This is a genomic window from Bacillus sp. BHET2 (assembly GCF_005938125.1).
Classification (GTDB): Bacteria; Bacillota; Bacilli; order Bacillales; family Bacillaceae_B; genus Rossellomorea.
This window is the reverse complement of sequence record NZ_VCQN01000003.1, coordinates 442,722-464,502: the sequence shown is the minus strand read 5'-3', so window position 1 is coordinate 464,502 and position 21,781 is coordinate 442,722. Positions and strand designations below refer to the sequence as shown.

Annotated in this window: 19 protein-coding genes; 6 read left to right on the top strand and 13 right to left on the bottom strand. The window is 42.3% G+C overall.

Translation table 11 applies throughout. The features are described 5' to 3' along the window. Window positions 1–110 precede the first annotated feature (110 nt). The 3 genes from FGG79_RS14885 to FGG79_RS14875 form a co-directional block, all read right to left on the bottom strand. A complete protein-coding gene (locus FGG79_RS14885) occupies window positions 111–449 on the bottom strand; it encodes a zinc ribbon domain-containing protein YjdM (protein ID WP_138779658.1) in 339 nt (112 codons plus the stop codon). 104 nt (window positions 450–553) lie between these two features. Beyond that, window positions 554–2,788 (bottom strand): sensor domain-containing protein, encoded by a 2,235-nt coding sequence (locus FGG79_RS14880; protein WP_138779656.1) that lies wholly within the window; start codon window positions 2,786–2,788, stop codon window positions 554–556. Window positions 2,789–2,938: 150 nt separating this feature from the next. Next, window positions 2,939–4,639 carry a transglutaminase domain-containing protein gene (locus FGG79_RS14875; RefSeq protein WP_138779654.1) on the bottom strand — a complete coding sequence of 567 codons (1,701 nt, stop codon included), beginning with the start codon at window positions 4,637–4,639 and terminating at the stop codon, window positions 2,939–2,941. A gap of 538 nt (window positions 4,640–5,177) precedes the next feature. Between FGG79_RS14875 and FGG79_RS14870 the strand changes: the two genes are divergently transcribed. Next, window positions 5,178–5,534, top strand: coding sequence for a DUF488 domain-containing protein (locus tag FGG79_RS14870; protein ID WP_138779652.1), 357 nt, complete (start codon window positions 5,178–5,180; stop codon window positions 5,532–5,534). A gap of 83 nt (window positions 5,535–5,617) precedes the next feature. On the opposite strand, the gene FGG79_RS14865 is transcribed toward FGG79_RS14870, so the two are convergent. From FGG79_RS14865 to FGG79_RS14855, 3 genes are read right to left on the bottom strand one after another with little or no spacing between them, the layout of a single operon-like run. Beyond that, a complete protein-coding gene (locus FGG79_RS14865; RefSeq protein ID WP_240794299.1) occupies window positions 5,618–6,334 on the bottom strand; it encodes a sulfite exporter TauE/SafE family protein in 717 nt (238 codons plus the stop codon). Further along, complete coding sequence (locus FGG79_RS14860; protein WP_138779650.1) at window positions 6,331–7,365, bottom strand: TDT family transporter; 1,035 nt, start codon at window positions 7,363–7,365, stop codon at window positions 6,331–6,333. The genes FGG79_RS14865 and FGG79_RS14860 overlap by 4 nt, the downstream gene beginning before the upstream one ends. Beyond that, window positions 7,355–7,948, bottom strand: coding sequence for a ribonuclease FAU-1 family protein (locus tag FGG79_RS14855; RefSeq protein WP_240794298.1), 594 nt, complete (start codon window positions 7,946–7,948; stop codon window positions 7,355–7,357). Before FGG79_RS14855 ends, FGG79_RS14860 begins: the two co-directional genes overlap by 11 nt. Before the next feature lie 226 nt (window positions 7,949–8,174). On the opposite strand from FGG79_RS14855, the gene FGG79_RS14850 reads away from it, so the two are divergent. From FGG79_RS14850 to FGG79_RS14840, 3 genes are all read left to right on the top strand, one after another. Then, a complete protein-coding gene (locus FGG79_RS14850; protein WP_138779646.1) occupies window positions 8,175–8,558 on the top strand; it encodes a GntR family transcriptional regulator in 384 nt (127 codons plus the stop codon). Between the two features lie 3 nt (window positions 8,559–8,561). Further along, window positions 8,562–9,665, top strand: coding sequence for a DUF1648 domain-containing protein (locus FGG79_RS14845; RefSeq protein WP_240794297.1), 1,104 nt, complete (start codon window positions 8,562–8,564; stop codon window positions 9,663–9,665). A gap of 278 nt (window positions 9,666–9,943) precedes the next feature. Continuing rightward, window positions 9,944–11,365 (top strand): alanine/glycine:cation symporter family protein, encoded by a 1,422-nt coding sequence (locus FGG79_RS14840; RefSeq protein ID WP_138779644.1) that lies wholly within the window; start codon window positions 9,944–9,946, stop codon window positions 11,363–11,365. Window positions 11,366–11,646: 281 nt separating this feature from the next. Here FGG79_RS14840 and FGG79_RS14835 read toward each other — a convergent pair whose 3' ends face one another. After that, window positions 11,647–12,741 (bottom strand): PLL family lectin, encoded by a 1,095-nt coding sequence (locus tag FGG79_RS14835; RefSeq protein ID WP_138779642.1) that lies wholly within the window; start codon window positions 12,739–12,741, stop codon window positions 11,647–11,649. 108 nt (window positions 12,742–12,849) lie between these two features. Beyond that, the gene (hflX, locus tag FGG79_RS14830) at window positions 12,850–14,109 is read right to left on the bottom strand and encodes a GTPase HflX (protein WP_138779640.1); all 1,260 of its coding nucleotides are present in this window, start codon (window positions 14,107–14,109) and stop codon (window positions 12,850–12,852) included. Window positions 14,110–14,318: 209 nt separating this feature from the next. On the opposite strand from hflX, the gene FGG79_RS21870 reads away from it, so the two are divergent. Then, complete coding sequence (locus FGG79_RS21870; protein ID WP_171050953.1) at window positions 14,319–14,459, top strand: hypothetical protein; 141 nt, start codon at window positions 14,319–14,321, stop codon at window positions 14,457–14,459. 246 nt (window positions 14,460–14,705) lie between these two features. Here FGG79_RS21870 and FGG79_RS14825 read toward each other — a convergent pair whose 3' ends face one another. From FGG79_RS14825 to FGG79_RS14810, 4 genes are read right to left on the bottom strand one after another with little or no spacing between them, the layout of a single operon-like run. Next, window positions 14,706–15,656 carry a hypothetical protein gene (locus FGG79_RS14825; RefSeq protein WP_138779638.1) on the bottom strand — a complete coding sequence of 317 codons (951 nt, stop codon included), beginning with the start codon at window positions 15,654–15,656 and terminating at the stop codon, window positions 14,706–14,708. Beyond that, a complete protein-coding gene (locus FGG79_RS14820; protein ID WP_138779636.1) occupies window positions 15,656–16,732 on the bottom strand; it encodes a hypothetical protein in 1,077 nt (358 codons plus the stop codon). The genes FGG79_RS14825 and FGG79_RS14820 overlap by 1 nt, the downstream gene beginning before the upstream one ends. Window position 16,733: 1 nt before the next feature. Beyond that, the gene (locus FGG79_RS14815) at window positions 16,734–17,180 is read right to left on the bottom strand and encodes a hypothetical protein (protein WP_138779634.1); all 447 of its coding nucleotides are present in this window, start codon (window positions 17,178–17,180) and stop codon (window positions 16,734–16,736) included. Further along, window positions 17,177–17,707, bottom strand: a complete 531-nt coding sequence (locus tag FGG79_RS14810) for a sigma-70 family RNA polymerase sigma factor (RefSeq protein ID WP_346764078.1) — start codon at window positions 17,705–17,707, stop codon at window positions 17,177–17,179. Before FGG79_RS14810 ends, FGG79_RS14815 begins: the two co-directional genes overlap by 4 nt. 210 nt (window positions 17,708–17,917) lie before the next feature. Between FGG79_RS14810 and FGG79_RS14805 the strand changes: the two genes are divergently transcribed. Continuing rightward, entirely contained in the window at window positions 17,918–18,340 is a 423-nt protein-coding gene (locus tag FGG79_RS14805) for a hypothetical protein (protein WP_138779632.1), read from the top strand. A 101-nt stretch (window positions 18,341–18,441) separates the two neighbouring features. Here FGG79_RS14805 and FGG79_RS14800 read toward each other — a convergent pair whose 3' ends face one another. Further along, entirely contained in the window at window positions 18,442–21,771 is a 3,330-nt protein-coding gene (locus FGG79_RS14800; protein WP_138779630.1) for a GH36-type glycosyl hydrolase domain-containing protein, read from the bottom strand. Window positions 21,772–21,781 lie beyond the last annotated feature (10 nt).

Genomic DNA, 21,781 nt, shown 5'->3' with positions numbered 1-21,781 from the left:
AATATTACAAATATTTGAAAACCAGAAACATACACAGAAAGAGGGACGGACCTCCAATCAGCCAAATCCAATAGGATAATCGCTAATTAGAGGTCCGTCCCTCTTCCTTTTTATATCTTTTTCACAAATTCGGATTTTAGTTTCATGGCACCGAAGCCGTCGATTTTGCAGTCGATGTTGTGGTCGCCTTCGACGAGTCGGATGTTTTTGACTTTGGTTCCCATTTTGAGAACGGATGAGCTCCCCTTTACTTTCAGGTCTTTGATGACGGAAACGGAGTCTCCATCGGTCAAGGCATTCCCGTTTGAGTCGTTGACGACTGTTTCACTTTCTGGCTTTTCTACTGCTTCTGCCGTCCATTCGTGTGCACATTCGGGGCAAACGTAAAGACTTCCATCTTCGTATGTGTATTCTGAGTTGCATTTTGGGCAATTAGGCCACTCTGACATAATGTTGCGTCCCTCCAATAGTTGTTTGACTAAAGAAAAGTGAGACTTCTCCCTCTACTATAGCTGATCTTTTTCAAGAATTACCTTATGTTTCATAAATATGGTTATTGTTCTAAATGACTGACAGACCGGTTTTCTTCCCTATCCACCAAAAAAGATTGCAACGCGGAAGCAGGCATTGGTCTGCCAAAGTGATAGCCCTGACCTACCTGGCAGGCATTTTCTCTCAGGTAGACTACTTGATCTTCCGTTTCAATTCCCTCCGCGATGACTGTGAAGTTCATATTTCGACTCATATCAATGATCGCTTTTACAATGGACACTTGATTGGAGTCTTTCGTAATATCATCAACGAACGATTTATCGATTTTAATGCTATCAATCGGTAAGTGTCTTAAATTATTCAATGATGAGTATCCAGTCCCAAAATCATCCATGGAAATGATAACGCCTATTTCTTTAAGCTGATTGAGGACCTCGGTTGATTTCTCAAAGTCCTGCATGATGCTCTCTGTTATCTCAAGCTCAAGTCGACTCGGCTCAAACTGCATTTCTGATAAGGTTTCTTTCACCATTTCTACGAATCCGTCATCCTTAATCTGTCTGACGGAAATATTTATGGCTACAGGGATGATCCCTAAGCCCTGTTTTTCCCATTTCTTACTTTGCATACATGCCGCCCGAAGCACCCACTTCCCAATGGGAATGATCAATCCCGTTTCTTCTGCCAAAGGAATGAATTCATTTGGCGGGGTCAATCCTAAAGCAGGGTTTTCCCAGCGGATCAAGGCTTCTACACCTAGAATATCAGATGTTTCCAAGTCCACTTTGGGCTGATAATAGAGAGTAAATTGATCCAACTCCAATGCTTTTCTTAACCCATTTTCCACTTCCATATGTCGTGAAGAAGTTGTTTCAAGGCCAGGAAGATAAAATTGATAGTTGTTCTTTCCACGTTCCTTCGCCAAATACATGGCAGTATCGGCGTGTTTGATTAAGCTTTCCTGATCTTCTCCATCATCAGGATAGATGCTGATACCGATACTTGTCGTGACGAAGAACTCCTGCTCATGAATCGTGATCGGGCTTGTGAAACTTTCTACTATACTGCCGGCTATTCCTTCGACATCCGCAAGATTTAATTTAGAGAGTAGGATGATAAATTCATCCCCTCCTTGTCTAAATACAATTCCATTGTCTTGCACAACATCCTTCAATCGATTGGCAACCCTTTCCAATATCATATCTCCAGTAGAGTGCCCCTTCGTATCATTGATGACTTTAAATCGATCTAAATCCAAAAATAAGATGGCAATGGATTGCTCAGGGGACGCAAGAATAGATTCATTTAAATATTTCTTGAATTTATTTCGGTTTGGCAGCCCCGTTAACGTATCATAATAGGCCATGGTACGGATGGTTTTCTCTGCTTTTTTGCGATCGGTAATATCTCGCCCCACCAACTGAATTGCCATTCGGCCGCCATATAAAATAGGCATAGCAGAAATCTCCACATCGATTTCTTCACCGTTCAGGCGATAAATCGTCAGATCAAATCGTACTCCTGTAATTGACTCTTTTGCCATTTCTCTTACTTTGGTGATATTGGTAAGACTTGTAAAACGAGAAACATCCTTGTTTATGAGCTCTGACGGGTTATTGGCACCAATCAACTTGCTACCGGCTTTGTTGATATAATCAAATTTCTGATTGCTGATCACCGCAATGATATCAGGGGACATTTCTACTAAACTCCGGTACTGGTCTTCACTTTCTCGCCGGTTGGTAATATCAAATAACACACTTGTAAAAGAAATCATTTCCCCGCTTTCATCAAAAGACGGGATCCCCCTATCCTGGATCCAGCGAACCTGACCATTTGGCTTGATAATCCTATAAATACTCACACATGGTTGTCCGGAACCGAGGGTTTCTTCCCGTTCCTTTAACACTTGGCTATCCTCAGGATGAATGACTTTCTTCCAGAGTAGAGTATCACGGTAAAATTCGTTCAATGAATAACCATACAAGTTTTCAATTCCAGGTGTAATCAAGAGAACGTCCGATTTCATATCATGAGACCAAATCGCTACATCCAACGATTCAAAAATATTGTTTAAGTTTTTATTACTTTTCGTTAATTCTTTGGAAGCATCAGCATTCCCTTTAAATAAAAGAACTAATAACGCAAGCATGCATACGACTAATCCTATATGCAGGAATAGGGCCATCCCACCATTTCCGGGATTATTGGTTTTCCAGGAGACGTCTGCCAATTCTAATAGAATCATTATTATAAATAGTATGATGATGGTTTTCTTGTTTTGAGTAAAATTCATTCATTACTCTCCTATAAATAGTAAGAATTCTTTCTTTATATAAGTGTACTATTTATAGCTATCAACCACAATATTACATATTTAGACTGCTATGCTCCTAAAAAAAAAGATGCCAACTCTATTGCCGTTTAGTTGACATCTTCATTTGTTCTAATATGCCACACCCGTGCGTGTATGCGTCTTCTTAAATTCATCCATATCCGGATCAAAATAATCTTCATTAAACGCCGGGACGAATGTACCATCCTTTAAGTAACCAGACCCCCATGTAGGATCAAGGGTCACCCATTCTCCTTCAAGGTTCGCTTCCACCCATGCGTGTCTGCCTGGAAATACCCCTCCTGCTCTACCTTCAACGAATCTCGCTTCAATGTCGCTTGCACGAAGCATAGCAATCGCAAGGTATGCGTAATCCTGACACACACCTGTTTTGGTTTGGAGTGTTTTCAATGCGCTGTCATCCCAGTTAAAGTCATCATTCTCATACTTTTCAACATCGTAGGAAACATTTTTCGCCACATAATCGTAGATGGCTTTCGTTTTATCTCTATCGTTCTTCTTTCCATTTGTAACGGTCTTCGCCCGTTCGATAATTTCAGGGGCGTCTGACTGAACTCCCCGCGAAGGCAGCAAGTCCCTCTGATCTTCACTTGTCGATTCCACTTCAAACTTCGCGAAACCGAAAAATCTGAAATAGTCACTATTCTTCTCCTTTATCTCAGGCACGCTAAGGGTTACCTCATATGTACCTGGTCCAAATCGCAGATAAAAAGAATCATCAAAGGTAAAATCCTCTACAGGAATCACATCAAGTGCCTCATCTTCCCCTTTTTTAGTCGTGATATAGATATGAGAGGTTTCCGGTCCGAATTCTGCTTTCGGATCGATGCTTCCTTTAATGGAGTAAGTACTATCTGCCTCCCCACCGCCAAATTGAGGGGATTTCAGGGTAACTCCCCGTTCACGGTATGTGTCCGCATATTCAATGGGGCTCATCACCCGCTCGGACTTATTATCAATGAGGAGGGTGCTTGCTGTTTGATAGTAATTTTCACGTTTGTCATCAGGAACCAGAACTTCAAGCTCATGAATTCCTTTTCCATAAAACAACGGGACATCGAAGCTGAATTTCCCATTTTCCACTGGAATGACATGTGTCCAGTTTTCCGAATCTTTCTTTAACCTGAGCATGATCGTATCTTCATCCTTCAAGTTGGCAGCATCCCCTTTTAAAGAAAAAACTTCACTCTCTTCCACATAGCTTGAGTTGGAATTCAAGGCTAGCCCAGCCTCCTGTCCAAACGGAGTAAGCGTCACATCCCTCTTTCTGTCAGGATTCACATTATGAACGGTGAAGGAAGCTGTATCATAGTAATAATTTTCACGGTCCTTATCAGGCAGCTGCACAGAAACCTTGTACTCCCCTTCACCATTGAAAAAGTGGATGTCCTGTTTGAACTTGCCGTTTTCAATAGGGGTGTAATATTCGAGCTGTTTCCCTGCAGGACCTTCTTCACTTGCCCTGACCTTGATCCATGCGTAACCTGACTTCAGTTCAGCATGCTGTGCGATTTCCCCGTTGACTGTCACTTTCCCATTCGCCGCGAATTCCTTGTAGACAGGTGCATTCATTTTAACTCCGATTTCCTCACTATAGGAGGTTAAAGGAAGTGGCTCCATTTCTCCAATTTCATCATTCATTTTCTTCATTTCATTATTAAAAGGACTTTCTTCTTTTTTATCAGTCCTCGCATCCTCACTCTTGGCACTCGGATCACTGCATGCCGTCAAGACCAGGAAACTTGTCACCAAACTCAACAAAACAATCCCCAAAGGATTTCTCTTCTCCATGACTTCCTCCTCAAAAAAATATACTTACTATTCGTACGAATCATCCCGCCAGTGGTTCCTAATTCTATTTACCTATTATTCCCCAGTAGGGACGGACCTCTAAACCTATTAAATTATCTAAATTCAAGTGTGATTTTGAGGTCCGTCCCTCTTATCGTCCCAGGAGCTTATAATAAATAATTGTTGCTTCTAGTTTTCACACTCAATAGCGCCGATTTCCCCGAACCTGATAAAACTACATTCAACACGAAATTCCCCTTCTTATACTTAGCAGATACATTCAATAAAGCATGATTTTCTATACCTTGACCCATTTGTTCTCTTTTAGATCCCTGGATTTTTTTGGGTTTTTAAACATTAGCACAGGTTTGAAATTGAAAGAGGGACGGACCTTTCTGATTTAAAACGCTGTATATCTGGCAAAATGATAATGAAGGTGTTAGCTCCTCAGGAATTCTTAATCAAAAATCTTTGCTTCACACTTCCATCCCATTTATCCTGATGATAAATGGACAAAGGAAAGAAAGGAGGGTGAACGATGTCTATCATTCTGAAGAGAATCTATGATGAACCTCCCCGACTAGGAGGTCACCGAATCTTGATCGACCGTGTATGGCCCCGAGGAATATCAAAAGAAGATGCCGGACTGGACGAGTGGATGAAGGAAATTACCCCAACTCCTACTTTACGAAAATGGTTTAATCACGAGCCCGTCAAGTTCGAAGAATTCAGACAAGCCTACAAAGAGGAACTCTATCAAAATAAAGAAAAGCAGAAAAAGTTACAGGAACTAAAGAAAATTGCGGCAGATAAACGTGTAGTCCTTCTCTACGGAGCAAAAGACGATCAGCACAACCATGCCATTGTGTTAAAAGAAGTATTAGACGATATGTAAGAGGGACGGACCTCTAAATCAGCAGAAAACTATTAGGTTATTCGCTCATTGTAGGTCCGTCCCTCTTAATAAGACCCTATAAATTAAAGGCTATCTATCAGCAGATAGATTCCCGTGAATAATAGGAGTGCATAGGTAAAGGTTTGAAAAGTTTTTTGATTGATTTTGCTGAATAGGGCCTGTCCAAACACTAGACCTATCGCGACTACCGGTAATGCTTGCAGGCTTGATTTCCACACTGTTAGAGTGGTTCCTGCCACTTTCACCTGGATCCCTAAACTGACGAGATAAATGAACAAATAAAAGGCAAGGGTTGTTCCTCGAAGTTTCTCTTTCCTTGTCTCGGTTCCTGAAAAATAGAGAAGCAGGGGTGGTCCAGGCATACCGATACTTGTGGTCAGGAACCCCGACAATCCCCCTGCCACAAAGTCCCGGATAGTTGTCTGCCTGATACGGTATTTCATCATAAGGAAAACGGTTAGCAATATGACGACCAGGCTGATAGAGGTCTTTAAGAGACTCATATCAATAAGAATGAAAAACAATATACCCAATGGTAAACCGGGTATGCTCCCTATCATGAACCGTTTCACCATGGGAAAATCGATGTCCTGTCTAATTTTCACTAATAGTGAGAGTGAGATCACAAGAGATAAGATCAAATTAATCTGTATCGCTTCTTTAGGTGGAAACATGAGCAATAGAAAAGGTGTTGCCATTATGGAGAATCCAAAACCGGTACTAGCTTGCAATATGGATGCACATAAAATGATAGCCATAAACAAGATTAATGTACTCAAGAAACACTCTCCTTACTCTTTCTGTCGAATAGATAACCATTCGATCCCACCCATAAACCCATTTCAGTTAATAGAAACAGGAGGACAATCCACGCCCAAAAATGTAAGAAGTCCCTATGAAAATCATAGAATGCATTCAAATAATAAGGATTGTCATGCATAGTTAAGGTAAAAGCATAAAACATTCCGAAGGTGAAATTCCGAGACCATTGACTTACATGATAGGTGAAAATTCCTTTTTTCCAACCCAGCTTCTGAATCCGTTTAACCGCCCTCACCATTTCCAACGATTCCACACCAATCAGGAGGACAAACACAAAAGACCAAAATATCATCATAACCATCCCTGACAACATTTGTGAAGAGACTATCGCCAAACCCGTAATAGATAAAGCACCATGAATGATACAATTTGTGCTTGGCCAATCATCAATGATTGTCCAAGGGTATCCTCTCACATAGCGAAGCACGATCAATGTCATACCAATCAAATAAAAAAGGATTCCTAGTGACATCACCCCAATCAGCAGTCCCTCCGAAAATGAAAAGACCTTTACCCAGAAAATCACCAATGATTGAGTAGCAACAGTAGACAGTAGTACAATCCCATGGGTAGAATACGCTGTCGGCCGTTTCATCATCTCTTTAAAATGGTAGAAGCAGGTTGCCATAAAGACGAGCCACAAAAGGGTATTGATGAGCATCACAGCCTGTGCACCCACACTCATACCAGGAAAATATTTAACGACCACATTGCTCAAAACCGAAATGCCAGCAACCCACGATCCAATGACGAAAGAGTGAACAGGATTACATATCAGTGCATATGAAAATGGTTTATTGAACAATTGCTTGAAAAGAGATTTATAAATGATGGCTGCTAATACAATCAGGGTCACAACCAGTATTTTTCCAATGGTATGGTTGATCCACGTAAAAGCATCAATAGCAGCAAAGAGAAAGATTCCAAGTGCCATAATGACGGCACCTGAAGCCGGATTGATGATTTTGTTGTTTTCTTTAGTTTTCATCCTTATGTTCAGAGACCTCCCCTCTGACTGTCGAATCACAAAGCCACTTAAGAAGATCATCATGTGGAAAATGAACCCTTGTCTCAAGGATAAGCTTTGGAAGAAGTCCATCAAGACTCTCCACTAATAATTGTAGATCTCCCAGCACATCCCCATTCTCAAACTCTCCCATTGCAACTGGCAATTCCTCTTCATCCAGAACAAAAGCTCTTCCATCGGTAAAAACGAGGACATCTATGATGAGATCTTCGAAAGAAACCACCTTATTTTTAATAGTAGTATTTCTAACAATATTAAAATAGGATCCTAAATACACACCTCGATAGTCTCTCCAAATATATACATTATAAGCACGATTTTTCCAATAATACGCAAGGGTGTAGCTTCCTTCAGGGATGGTTATACTTGATTGGTTTGTTGACATAGTGAAGGCATTCTCTATTTTATGAAAGAGGACCACTTCATCCACACCCGCTTTCAAAACCCTGCAGCAATGCTCCACTACACTTCCGTCATAACCAACCTTTCTCTCTATAACCGGATCACCAACCTGAAAGGGGATGCCCGTCGTATTTTCGTTCACGATCATCCCTCCTAAACTCTAAGTATCAACCCTATAAGTTTAACAAACATACACGAGGGACGGTCCTTTAAACGGGAAAATCCTTGTGAAATATTTGACTGTTTTGAGGTCCGTCCCTCTTCACTAACCAACACTCTAACTTTTTTGGGAATAATTCGCATTTTGTTATATCTATACCAGAACAATTCTGTTATACTAAGCATATAACAAAGTAGGAGGTGAAATCTTGTTTATCCAAATAGAACCTCATTCGGATTTACCGATATATACTCAGGTGAAAAATGGCATCATGGAAGGGATTGTCCGGGGGGAATTGGTTCCCGGAGATATACTTCCATCGGTCCGGAGCCTTGCCGGAGACCTTGGAGTGAACATGCATACCGTAAATAAAAGTTATCATGAATTGGAAAGCAAGGGCGTGATCCGGATTGTGCCAAAATCGGGAGCTGTAATTTGTACGCCTTTCGAAGGTGAAGTTCCCCATTCCCGCTTGGAGAAAATATCACAAGATTTGCGACCGATATTAGTCGAAGCTCTGGTAATGGGCATGTCTGAACAGGAAATTCAAGCATTCGTAACATCCATCATTCTGAAGGTTAAGGGGGAGTAATAAATGGAAATGATTCTTTTATTCATCACGGTCGGATTTCTAATGGTGATCCAAATCGCCATTCCTTTTATCGTTAAGCGAACAGTGGTGTTTGGGGTAACTATACCTGTGGATGAAGTAAGGAATACTCAGCTTCTTCGCTACAAGAAAATCTACGCTATCTTAACATGTCTCATTTCAATGCTGGCATTAGTACTCTATTTTATCTGGTCAATGAGTATTCCAGTAACGGAAAATCACCTCATCTTAGCGGGACTATTCCTTCCGTTTGTGATTCTGCTTATATCTCTGTCTCTTTATTTTTACTTTCACATGAAAGTTACCACACTAAAGCAACAAAAGCAGTGGTTCAAAGATCGCAGACAGGTAAAGGTTTCAGAATTGAACCTACGAACGAAAGATGAGATGCTCCCTTGGATTGTGTATACGATTCCCATGATCATCACGGTTGGATTAATCGTATTTACACTGGTCAACTACCATGGCTTCCCTGATCGATTCCCAACCCATTGGGGACCCGATGGAAAACCGGATTCCTTCACTACGAAAACGTATCTTTCTGCTTTAACATTACCCACCATATTGCTGGTGATGAATGGAATGTTCCTAGGGATCAATCAAATGACGAAGAACTCTGGAATCAAGCTAAGTGCAGGAAATGTGAAAGCTTCCCGCATCCGGCAGCTACGCTTGCGTAAATACACAAGCTGGCTTCTGTTCTTCATTTCCATCTTAATATCTATGCTGTTTACGTTCTTACAATTTACTACTCTCTATGAAAATAGTGTGAACGACCTGTTAATTCTCACTATGCCGCTTGCATTCTCTGCACTCGTCCTGATAGGGACCGTCATTCTGGCCATCAAGGTAGGCAGAAAAGATTCAGATCTTGATGTAGAAATCATAGATGAGGACTCTAGTGAAGTGATCAATGCCGATGATGATCAATACTGGAAGGGTGGACTCATCTACTTCAACCCGAATGATCCATCCATCTTCGTCGAAAAGCGCTTCGGAGTAGGCTGGACCTTGAACTTAGCAAGGCCGCTTGGATACATCATCCTAATTGGACCACTACTGGTCATATTGATCATCACATTACTATAAGACTTAAGGGACGGACCTCTAACATTCAGCGATAACACGGTACCAAATGCCGCTGAATGAGAGCTCCGTCCCTTTATTTATACGATTCCACCCCTTTCGATTTACTTCAAGTGCTTCTTTCGTGTAGGTGAAATGGAGGTCCGTCCCTACTAAAAAAGGCTCAATCTCTGGAAATTGGGACGTTTTATATGGACAGATTGTTCGGAATACTATATAAATAGTAGATGGAAACTCACAAAGAAAACGTTTACAACATGAGATTACACTAGGAGGATTCTATGTTAGATGTGCTAGACAAGATTAATTCATTCTTATGGGGAACACCAAGTTTAGTACTGTTATTCGGGACAGGCCTTTTCTTAACCTTTAAGCTTAGAGGGCTCCAGTTCAAAAAACTACTGTATGCTTTTAAGCTTGCATTTACGAAAGAGGATAAATCAGCCAAGGCTTCTTCAGAATCCGAAGGTGATATTAGTAACTTCAAAACCCTGATGACAGCCTTATCCGCTACAATCGGAAACGGCAACATAGCCGGGGTTGCTACTGCTCTGACGATTGGTGGACCTGGAGCCATCTTCTGGATGTGGATTGTGGGTCTCCTTGGAATGGCCACGAAATACGCAGAAGCCCTTCTTGCCATGAAATACCGGGTGAAGAATAAAAACGGGGAATACTCCGGTGGGCCTATGTACTATGTGGAAAAAGGACTGGGCACCAAATGGAAGTGGCTGGCTGTGGCATTTGCGTTATTCGGTGCTTTCGCCGCCCTAGGAATCGGGAACAGCGTACAATCCAATACAATTGCAGACGTCATGACCACAAGCTTTCACATTGACAATCTAGTCACAGGGATCGTTCTGGCCGTCCTGACCGGTTTGATTATCTTTGGAGGGATTCAGCGGATCAGTACAGTCGCTTCTTTCTTTGTCCCAATCATGGCATTTCTGTACGTTGGAGGCTCACTCATCATCATCGTTCTGAATTATGACATGATCATTCCGGCGTTTGAAATGATCTTTTATTATGCGTTCAATCCTGTAGCAGCTGCCGGTGGTTTCACGGGGATCATTATTTCCGAGGCAGTTCGCAGCGGGGTTTCCCGAGGAATCTTCTCAAATGAAGCAGGCCTTGGTACCGCAGCACTGATTGCAGGTAATGCCAAAACCGATCATCCGGTCAAGCAGGCACTTGTTGCCATGACCGGTACATTCATCGTTACAATTGTGGTTTGTACGATGACCGGCCTGGTGCTGTTAATCACAGGATTCTGGGATCCGACAGGCGGAGCGATTTCGGGTATCGAGCATGCTCAAAGCCTTGATGGTGGAGCATTGACCAGTGCAGCATTCGGACACGCCCTCGGTATCGTTGGAGAATATATTGTTTCATTCTCCGTTATCTTCTTCGGTTTCTCGACGATCGTCGGATGGTATATGTACGGGGAAAAATGCTTCGAGTATTTAACAAATTATCGGTTTGCCAACACTTACCGACTCATTTACATTTTTGCCACAGGACTTGGTGCAGTTGCAAACCTCGAGCTCGTATGGGCTTTTGCCGATATGTCCAACGCATTAATGATGATACCGAACTTAATCGCGTTACTGTTGCTCTATAAAGTGATTGTTTCTGAGACGAATCATTACTTTAATGAGTATATGCCTATGATGGAAGCAAAACCAAGGAAAAAAGCCAGTTAAAAAAAAGCCCGGCGTGATTTATGATCATGCCGGGCTTCTTTTTTTATGATATGATTTCATATTTACTGTGACTGCCGTGAATATGTGCAACTGCTTTTAAGGGATATCGCTTCTTGGTAATAGTGGTTCAATCCTTCGTTACTCGCGATACAATCAAAGCGGATGATTTTTTCACTTGCTTGATTTCATAAACTTCTTCATCATTTGGATATAAACTTTGCAATTCCTTCATTTAAAAGAAAAAAACCATCCCTATTTACACACAGGGACAGCTCCATCTATCAAGCAAACCACTTATGCCACATATGATCATTTCTGCCCCTGGCAAAAGCGTCCACTCTGTTTGGACCCCAGGACACGGCTCCCGGTGATGAACGAACGCCTCCTCTAGGTGCTCCGAGGTCTTCCCATTTGCTCCAGCGGGAACCGTTCCACCACTTGTGCCACATATTGTTATTGTCGCCACGGACGAAGGTGTCGATGCGGTTACTTGCCCATGAAGACGCTGCGGGGGCGCCTTCGAAACCTCGAGGTGGTGAGCCAAGATCTTCCCAATTACTCCATCTCGAACCATCCCACCACTTATGCCACATCCGGTCGTTGTTTCCCCGGACAAAGCAATCTATGCGATTGGGTCCCCAGGATACCGCACCCGGTGAGTCTCTCAAACCGCCTCTTGGAGCGCCAAGGTTCTCCCATTGACTCCAGTTTCTTCCGTCCCACCATTTATGCCAAAGGTTATTGTCGTATCCTTGCACGAATACATCCAACCGATTGGCTTGCCAAGAAGACACTGCCGGGTCCCCCTTGAAGCCACGCGGTGGCCCCCCAAGGTCTTCCCATTCACTCCATCGCGAACCGTCCCACCATTTGTGCCATAGAATATCCCGGTTTCCTCTTACAAACGTATCAATCCGGTCCTGTCCCCAAGATACGGCAGAAGGTGAACTCTTTAATCCTCTTTTAGGAGCTCCGAGATCCTCCCAGTTACTCCAGCGTGTACCGTTCCACCATTTGTGATACATCCTGTCGTTCTCACCACGCACAAACGTATCCAACCGGTTCGCCTGCCAGGAAGCTGCGGCTGGTGAACCCTTCATCCCATGTGGCGGTGCACCAAGATCTTCCCATTCCCTCCAATTCGCTCGCTGATCAAATGGATCATTGTATACAGGTTGCTCAAGATATCCTTGGTAAGGATCAAAGTAGTTCAGATTCTGTGGATAGTAATTGAATTCAAACTCACGTTGCGGAACATATGGTTGCTGGTAAGTATGTGGAAAAAGAGTATCTTCATAGTCGTTTCTTACTTCCGATTCATTTGGATAGCATTCATACAGAATAGGATAAAGCGGAAAACGTCTTTGAAAAAACATACTGCATCCCTCCTCTGCATTTACTCTATGCAGGAGCCCAGTTGGAGGAGTATGTACATTATTTACATAAAAAAAGACCCCTTCCACAAGTGGAAAGGACCCTGTTTGTTACACCATATACTCCCGGTACCGCTCAGCATCACTCAATTTACACTCTAGTGTCAATTTCGTACCGTTTTCTTCATACTCGGTTTCTAATACGTTGGCATTCTCGTTAAAATAAGAAATCAAATGTCCTTTATCAAAAGGAATCAACATTTGACAACGTTTATAATCTTTAAAAATATAACTTTTTACGACTTTCAACAACTCGTCGATTCCGATTCTATTTTTAGCTGAAAAATAAATGCGGTCCTTTTCCACTCTCGGAACCTCTTCTTCCATCAGTTCTGCCTTATTGAATGCATAGATGACAGGGATATCGCCTGCTCCTATATCTGCAAGGGTACGCTCTGTCACCTCCATCAATTTCTCATAATGGGCATCTGAATAGTCCACCACATGAATGATGAGATCTGCTTCTACCACTTCTTCAAGAGTGGACCTGAATGCCTTGACCAACTGATGGGGCAGCTTGTTCACAAAACCGACCGTATCCGTCAGCAGAAACGCCTTTTTGTCCGGTAACGTAATATTTCTCACCGAAGTCTCAAGGGTGGCAAACAGCATATCTTTTTCAAATACCTGCTTATTTTCGTTCGGATGGAATTTTTCTACGAATGCGTTCATCGTCGTCGACTTTCCTGCATTCGTATAACCTACAAGAGATACTACCGGGATTTCACTTCTTTGACGTTGCTTACGCTGAGTCGTTCGCAAGTCGACGAGTGAATCGAGTTCTTTATTTAACGCCGTGATTTTATCTTCAATACGGCGGCGATCAAGTTCCAGCTTCGTTTCACCGGCCCCACGGTTAGAAAGTCCCGATCCGCCTCCTTGACGACCGAGTGATTCACGGCGGCCAATTAAGCGTGGAAGCATGTATTGAAGCTGAGCCACCTCGACTTGAAGTTGCGCTTCCCTTGTATTCGCACGTTCCGCGAAGATATCAAGAATCAACATCGTCCTATCCATGACGCGAATATCAAGCTGTTCTTCGAGTACACGGATCTGTGATGGTGAGAGCTCATCATTAGAGATGAGGACATCCGCTTCCCACTCTTCTACAAGAGGCAGCAGTTCTTCAATCTTCCCTTTTCCTATATAATGAACGTGGTTCGGTCGGGGCAGGTTTTGAGTCAGTTCACCGACAACATCCATATGTCTCGCTTCAGCCAATCCTTTCAACTCAAGCATCGAGTAGTCGAAGTCATTATTCTTGTCTTTCGTATTGACGCCAATGGCGATTGCCTTTAAACGTTCTTCCATCATTTCGTCACTTCCCATCCTTTTTCTTGTATTAAATGCATGAAAAAAACACAGACATCTGCCTGTGTTCTTGTAAATGGATTTGAATAACCGGGAGTACACGAAGAAGCCCGCATTTCTTCTGGCGCTTTCTAGTTGGAGACACCATTATTAGCGTCACCCGGTAAATATTCAATTCTATTCCTAACCAAACAAGAAAGAGAAGCCAATTGGCATCCCCGTCCTCCATTCATCGTCAAATGAAGAATCCTTTAGAAATAGTCAGACCGATCCCATTTACCCTGCACACAGGCAGAGCCTTTGAACTTATTCAATTAAGCGTTCAAATTGCGGATGCGTTGTCTGATTAAAATCAAAAGGAAAACCTCCATTTCATATAAATTATACCCATTCTACCACAACCGGAGATGGATGGGAAGATATGGTTTGGTGAGGGACGGACCTCCAATCGGCATAATCTGTCCTTATTCGGAGGCGTTGGAGGTCCGTCCCTTATCACGATCCCCTGCAAATCAAGTTTTCCAATGAATGAAATTCCTCCCGAAACACCAAGATCCCCGTAATACTAGTAATGCTTCTATTTCAAGGTCCGTCCCTCAATTCTTAATGGATACGTGCACTTGATCGGCTTGGGTGATGGTGATGGGGTGTTGTCCGTTTCCAAGTTTCAAGGTGGCGGATTTGTTTGGGGTTGTTTCTGTGTAATCATCGTTCTCATCCTCATGGACATTGGAGATGTTGGCGATTTTGGTGTATTGCCATTTAGTGTCTCCGCCTTGAATGTCCCTAACATTTTCAGCATTGATGCTTACGTTTTCTGATGAGGGAAGGACTAGGTTGACCAATGATGAACGTGATACTTCCCAAGAGCTTGAAAGGGTTCTCGGCTTCAGGGTGACTTCATTGTCATCACTCGAGATTTCCAAGGCCGTGTATGCCGGTACAACAAGCGTCGCCTCCATTTCGCTTCCCGATTGCATCCAGCCGTTCTGATCCGGAAGACTTTTCAACGTGATATACAATGTATCACCTTTTTTTGCGGTCATCAGGTAATCTTCCGAACCAGTCAACAAAGATTTCCCTCCGATTAAAGATGAACGATACGTCCCGAAGACGCTCACTTCATTACCCGTAACCGTTTCTACCGTTAAAGGATGATGGCTCGAATCCACAACGATCCTCTTAATATCTTCATCCACCTGCTTGTTAAATGGAGGAAGATCTGCTGTTTTCACTTCCGAATCAAAAAAAGCATGAACCTGCCCCATCAAACCTGTCGCCTGCAGTACTGTAAACCCAATCCCAACCGTTCCAATGACTGCCACAAATAGTATACTTAAAATATCATATTTTACTATCGGATTTTCCTGCTTTGATAAAAATAAGTACACTAGGATCTCTGCCCCTAACACGATAAAGAGTACTGGCCACCAACCTGCTAACATGTATGCTGAATCCCATTTTAATAGTTGGGATAGCAGTAAATAAATTCCTAAAAACAGAAGGGATGCCCCCATTGATATAGATCCCACTCTCCATGTTCTCATTAAGATACCTCCTCTTTCGAACTGGTCTTTTTACTTCCCGCCACCAATTTGATGCCTCCCCCAATCAGGAGAAGACAGACGATTCCCGGCTGGATATAACTGTTCATCACATGATATGGGTCAATTCCATAAAGCTCTAACATAGGAAGGGATAGAGGCATCAGGATGTTCGTTGCCAGGTAATACACACCAAGAAGCATCAATCCGATTCCCACCCACTTTTGTTGATTGATAAGATAAGAGACAATCGGAGTATCTTCTAAAGGTTCTTTGCCGTGTTTCGAGGACCTTTGCAAACCATCGAAGAAGCTATAGAACCAGATGATCGGTACTAAGAAAAGAAAGATTCCTAATCTGAGAACATCTAAAATATATATAGAGAACAAGAACGTAGCCATAAGCTGAATGCCCCGTTTCTGGTAACCAAGGTACAAATGACCCGCCCCGGGGAACATGGATAGAAATGTAGCGAACGCTTTACTCTTTCTGCCTCCCTCATGCTGCGCCTCGAGGTCTTCCAACACGGACCGGTCCTTCAGCACTTCCCCTACCTGCTTTTTATTCAACAGCTGCATCGTATCGAAGAAGTTGTATACCCAAACAACAGGGAGGACGATCAAGAATACCATGAATTCCCCTCTTCCTGTCATGGCTGTCACAAATAGGATCATTGCGGCAACACCGAGAAACGTAGCCAAAAACGTAACACCACGATTCATCAATCCAAGCTGGAAATGACCAAGTCCTGGAATCATGGAAAGGATGATGGTGTAGAATCGTTCACTGCTTAAATTTTCATCATTTGTTATGCTTTTTTCCCGGCCCTTTAATCCTTTTGATGCCAATAAAGCTGTATTCACAATACTGATTACATAAACGAGAAATCCACATCCTACCAACAATATGGCAAGCGGAACACTCATGATATAATCTGCTGCAAAAAAAGCGACTGGAAGGGATCCGAAAACAATTAATAAGAACCCGAATCCTCTCATCACCTTCCCCAAATACATCAACCCAACCCCTGGGATAAACGCCAACAAAAATGCAATAATCGGATTCTTCCTATTTTCCATCTTACTCTGCCTCCTGTTCTTTTACTTTTTCGACATCATCGAGTAATGCCGTTGTTTTACTTAAGATATTTTCCGTAAAGGATGATTGACGATTTTTTTCAAATTCTGAGGGTACCTTCAGTATCTCACCAAAAATACCCGTAGCCATCAAAATCAGCGTCATCGCAGTCGCCAGTACATAATGGAACACTTTTTCCTCATACCAACGCTTCCGGGACAAATCTCTTACTCGTTCGCATGCAAACGGAATCCGCTCCATCACCTCATCTGTGTAGAGGGACGGACCTTCAAGGGAAGGAAGATCTTCCTGAACCGCATTCACTGCTTCCATATAAAGCCCCATACAATGATCACATCTGTAAAGATGCTCTTCGTATTCGATACGCTTGTTATCATCCGTTTCATCTCTGGCATACATTTTCCATTCATCCAGGGCGATATGACTCATCTGAAATCCTCCTCCTTCCAATTCTTCCGCATCCAAAGCCTTGCCCGGTACAGTTTCGTTTCAATCGTCTTTACCTGCACCTGCTGTTCACTCGCCAGCTGTTGATACGATTTTTCTTTTATGTAGAAACCTTCAATCACTTCTCTGTAGGATTCAGGTACATCCTGTAAATGCCTCATCACGAGCTGCTTTTGCTCTTTTTTTAACAACAGGGTTACTGCTGAATCTCGTGTTTCCTTCACCGGGAGCTCGTCGACAAGGTCCTCACTCTTCCTTTCAAGCTTTCGCTTACAATCAATCGCATGATTCACCGCAATCCTTGTCATCCACGTCTTAAAGCCTTGATGCTCATATTGAGGGAGAGAGTTGTAAATCTTCATCCACACTTCCTGGGACGCATCTTCTGCATCCTTCTGGTTCCTCAAGACACCGTAAATGCATTTAAACACATACTGTTTATGCATTTCGATCAGCATCCTGAAAGCATGCCCACTACCATTCTTCGCTTTTTCAACTACCGGATCCACCAACCTCTCTCCCCCTTTCTTGTGGTCTCATAGTAATAGACGAAAGAAAATAGAGAATCACTACAGTTTTAATCAAAAAAAAAAAAAAATAAGTTTAATAGACATGTTTCTTTTTCTTCCATTTGTCAGATTGGCTATAACCTGACACTCAATCTACATTCCTGTTATACTCGTAAAGTACAAATTCCATAAAAAAGTGGTGTTTATTGTATGAAAGAAAGCATTACGTTTATAGTGGAGATCATCAACAACCTCCACGACATGTTCATTGTACTGGCGGGTGATCTCGGATTCACGCTTACGGATAAAGATCTTCATTTTTGGATCATGGGTATCATTGGAATGTCAGTATTCTTTCTTGTATATGTTGTGTCGAAGATTCTATCGAAGTTTACTTTCGGGATTACAGCACTTGCTTTCTTCTATACATTGACCTTCATGTTTGTGTTGGTCTTCGCAATCGAGATTCAGCAATCGATTACAAACCGTGGGCAGATGGAATTCATTGATGCCATCATTGGGTTATGGGGATACATTGTCTTTTTCCTCATTTATATCGGAATCGCTGCTTTTGTTTTGTTGGTAAAGCATTTTTATCAAAAATTGCATCAAAATAAGAAGAAGACCCATTGAAGTGAATCGGGTCTTCTTCGCTTATCAATACTCCCCAAACATACCGCTCATTTCTTATAAAAAAAAAAGCAAACGCAATTAGCGCCTGCTCTAAAGTTCTCTTATATAAATACTTCAATCCTATTCCCTTCCTCATTCAACAGATTCTCAAGAACCTTATGATTAACCCTCACTCCACCAGTTCGATAACGGTTTGAAACCGTTTCTGTCACTACCTTTTCACCATTCACAACAATATGGTTACTCTCTTGTCCTATGTGATAAGTAAAGGCTACCGGACGATTCATAAATCTAAATTCAAAGGTCAAGCCATCAAATGTCTCTGGTAATACGGGATCAATGATCAAATCCTTTGCTTCTTGCCGGATTCCCAAACAATTGGAGATCAATTGGTTCATATAGATTCCAGGTCCGCTTGAGTAAATTCTCCAGCCTCCTTTTACAGGTACAGTTCCTTCACGGAGCTCATGAAAGCGTTCTTGTGCTTCATATCGAGTATTAAATTTGCCGTCTGAACTGCTGAAATATGTGTTACTTTGTCTTCTTTCTGCATTCGGAACGACTTCTTTCAACCCTACAGGATTAATGATTTCAAGGCCCTTCCACACTTCTTCCTTATTTCCGAGCTTAGCCATCGCCTCTACAAAACGGATATGGGCATGTACATATTGGAGACCGATTTCCCGTCCAAAGTTGGCTGCTTGTTCTGCTCGTTTAAAATGTGTACTTACACCGCCTTTGTAGTTGGCAGGCTGATTCATTAATCGGACCCCATCTGGGCAATAGAGATGTTCCTTTATTAATTGATAATGGGAATCGGCTTGTTCTCGTGTAAATAACTCAGAAATGATGCTCCGGTTCATTGGCAGAAGGCGATAGTCTATGCCCGTTTTCGTGTCGGTTGGATGCAGCATCATCTCTGCATGTTTCGGGTCTTCCAAGTATACAAAGCCCGGTATCACATCATCTTGCAAAATGTATCGATTATAATCATTCTGAATTCCTGTAGCAAGGGCTTTGAATTCCTCGGCTTCCCCATCACGGACACCTTGAAGAACATCAGCAAGCTTATTCAATACCTGATAAGTAAGCGCGACGGTCCAGCTACTAGCCATATACTGTTTAAGTTGAGGATTGGCCGGTTGGAGTGTATCATCCCAATCGCCGTCCCCATATGAGGAAAGAAATGTGCCATGTAAAAAATGTTCTTTCATATACCCGATTTGTTTATGAATATGATGTAACAGCGTCGCCTTTCCCTCTGAAAAAACAAAGCCTTCCCTGCTTGTATAAGGGATCTCTTCCTCCAGAATACTGTAATCATGAGTTGCAGCGATATAATCACCGACTACCTTTAACGGCCAAACAATGATATCTCCATGACTATCATCCTGCTGAATCGTATAATAACGATCAAACATGAACCACTGTGGCCAATTACCGTTATCTTCATATTGATGGGAATAAACCGTTTTGATGATATCTTTCACGGCTTGATAGTTATGAGTTGCCATGAAGTACTCCGTCGGTCCTTGGCACACATCCCTCGTTCCCCAAGCCGCTCCCCCGTATTGCTCCAACCCATGAGGGACCGAAAAATGAACAAGCATATTGTGGGTATACCACCATGCTATGGAATTGACTTTCGCTAGTTCACTTGGAGCTTTGCCATGTTGAGAAAGATTAAACCCGTTCATCACTTGGTGATAGTAATGGCGATAACGCTCTATTTCACGATCACTATCCCGCTCTTGAATTTCTATGTCCTCCCCGTAAAGAAGACCTTGAATGGTCATGGTCCATTCCGTGGTCGCTGTTAAATCGAGTACACAAAGTGATGCACTGCCAGGCTGGATATTCTTACCCAATATCCCTTCATCTTTCACGCTCATGTCAGCCCCATCCACCTTCAGTTTATAGCAAAGGTCAGGGTATGTTTGACTGCTTTCAGATTGAGAATCAGCAGATACGGTAAGGATGTCTCCGTTTCTTTCAACCTTATAAGGTACTTCATATTCATTGTTGTTCATCGTAATCTGATTTGACACAAGATACCGGTATTGTCGTCCGTTCTCAGATCGGACATTTAATCGGACTTCAGGCGTATCAATAGTCGTATAATTTGTGATGATGATTGTGTCATCCTTTGTCTTGTAATACCAGCGTGCATAATTGAAGCCCAGTTCAAACAAGGATGGCATGGTAAATAAACGATATTTCCCATCGATTTCAACATAAATACGCTGTCCTGAGGTTTTCAGGACGTTTAAATGATTGCGGGTATTCGTTAACATCTTATTAAACGATGTATTTCCAACCACAAGTTGCGAATTGAATACTCCGTACATGAAGGATGTGGATGTGATAGTCCCTTCCTTCCGTTCATGATTCCCACCAGACATGAGAATATGTCCATGTGGACGTTCAACGATCAATTCTTTTTCTTTTAACACAACATGTTCATGAGTCGTTGTGAAAAAGGATAGCAAACGGTCTCCATCCCATTCTTCCGTATGACGTTCCGCGAATAGATTGTCGATTTCTTCTTTAGATATTCCATCAGTTTGAAGAGGCTCACCAATTCCCGCCGCTTGTGACACTTTTTCAAGTGGAGCTGTGAATGCCTCATCTCCCCTTTGTGCTTCTTCCCAAGCACTTCCAACTTCTTGTTGAAATTCTAAAGTGGAAATGGCTTCAGAATGATTTTCTCTAAACAAACCATAAAAGACAAACTGTTCTTTCCCTGATAAGCGAACCTTCTCTGTTTGGAGTGCCGTATAGGCAAATTCATATTGATAAACTTCATTTGCTAATGAAGACTGTGTTAAGATTTGCGGTTTATTTGTCTCTTTGTAAGATAATCCGAAAAATTGAAAACCGTCCGTTGAGTAGCCGATCGTCTTTCCAATAGATCCTTGCTGAAAATAAGGAAACCCACTCGTCTGCGGTTGATTTTGACGGGAACAGACCACAAAACCTTTTCCATCATCAACAAACACTTTATGGTCAATGTATTGAGACATATAAGCTTCGTTCGAGCGGACTCCACCTTTATCTGCCAGCCCTAAATCTTGTCCATAAATCACATCTATCTCTGAATCTTGTCCATCCACCATCACATCCCAGAACCAAATCCCGTCTTGTGTAAGGGTAAACGTTACGTCGTACTGAAGATTCATGTATTTCCCGGACCACTTCACCTGTGATTCTGAAAATTGGACCGCACTCTTTGACCCGACACCGAGTAATGGAACAACTTCGATACCAGATGGTTGATAGATCCTTAAATAAAGATTATTTAATGAGCCATCAATCGGGTTACTCAATAATTGATTGATCATTGTAGATGTATGGCTTATTTCAAAGACATCACCACTATTTAAAAAGGTGAATTGAAGGCCTCCGGATGAAAGCTTTTGTGTAGAATTCATTGCGTTCCCC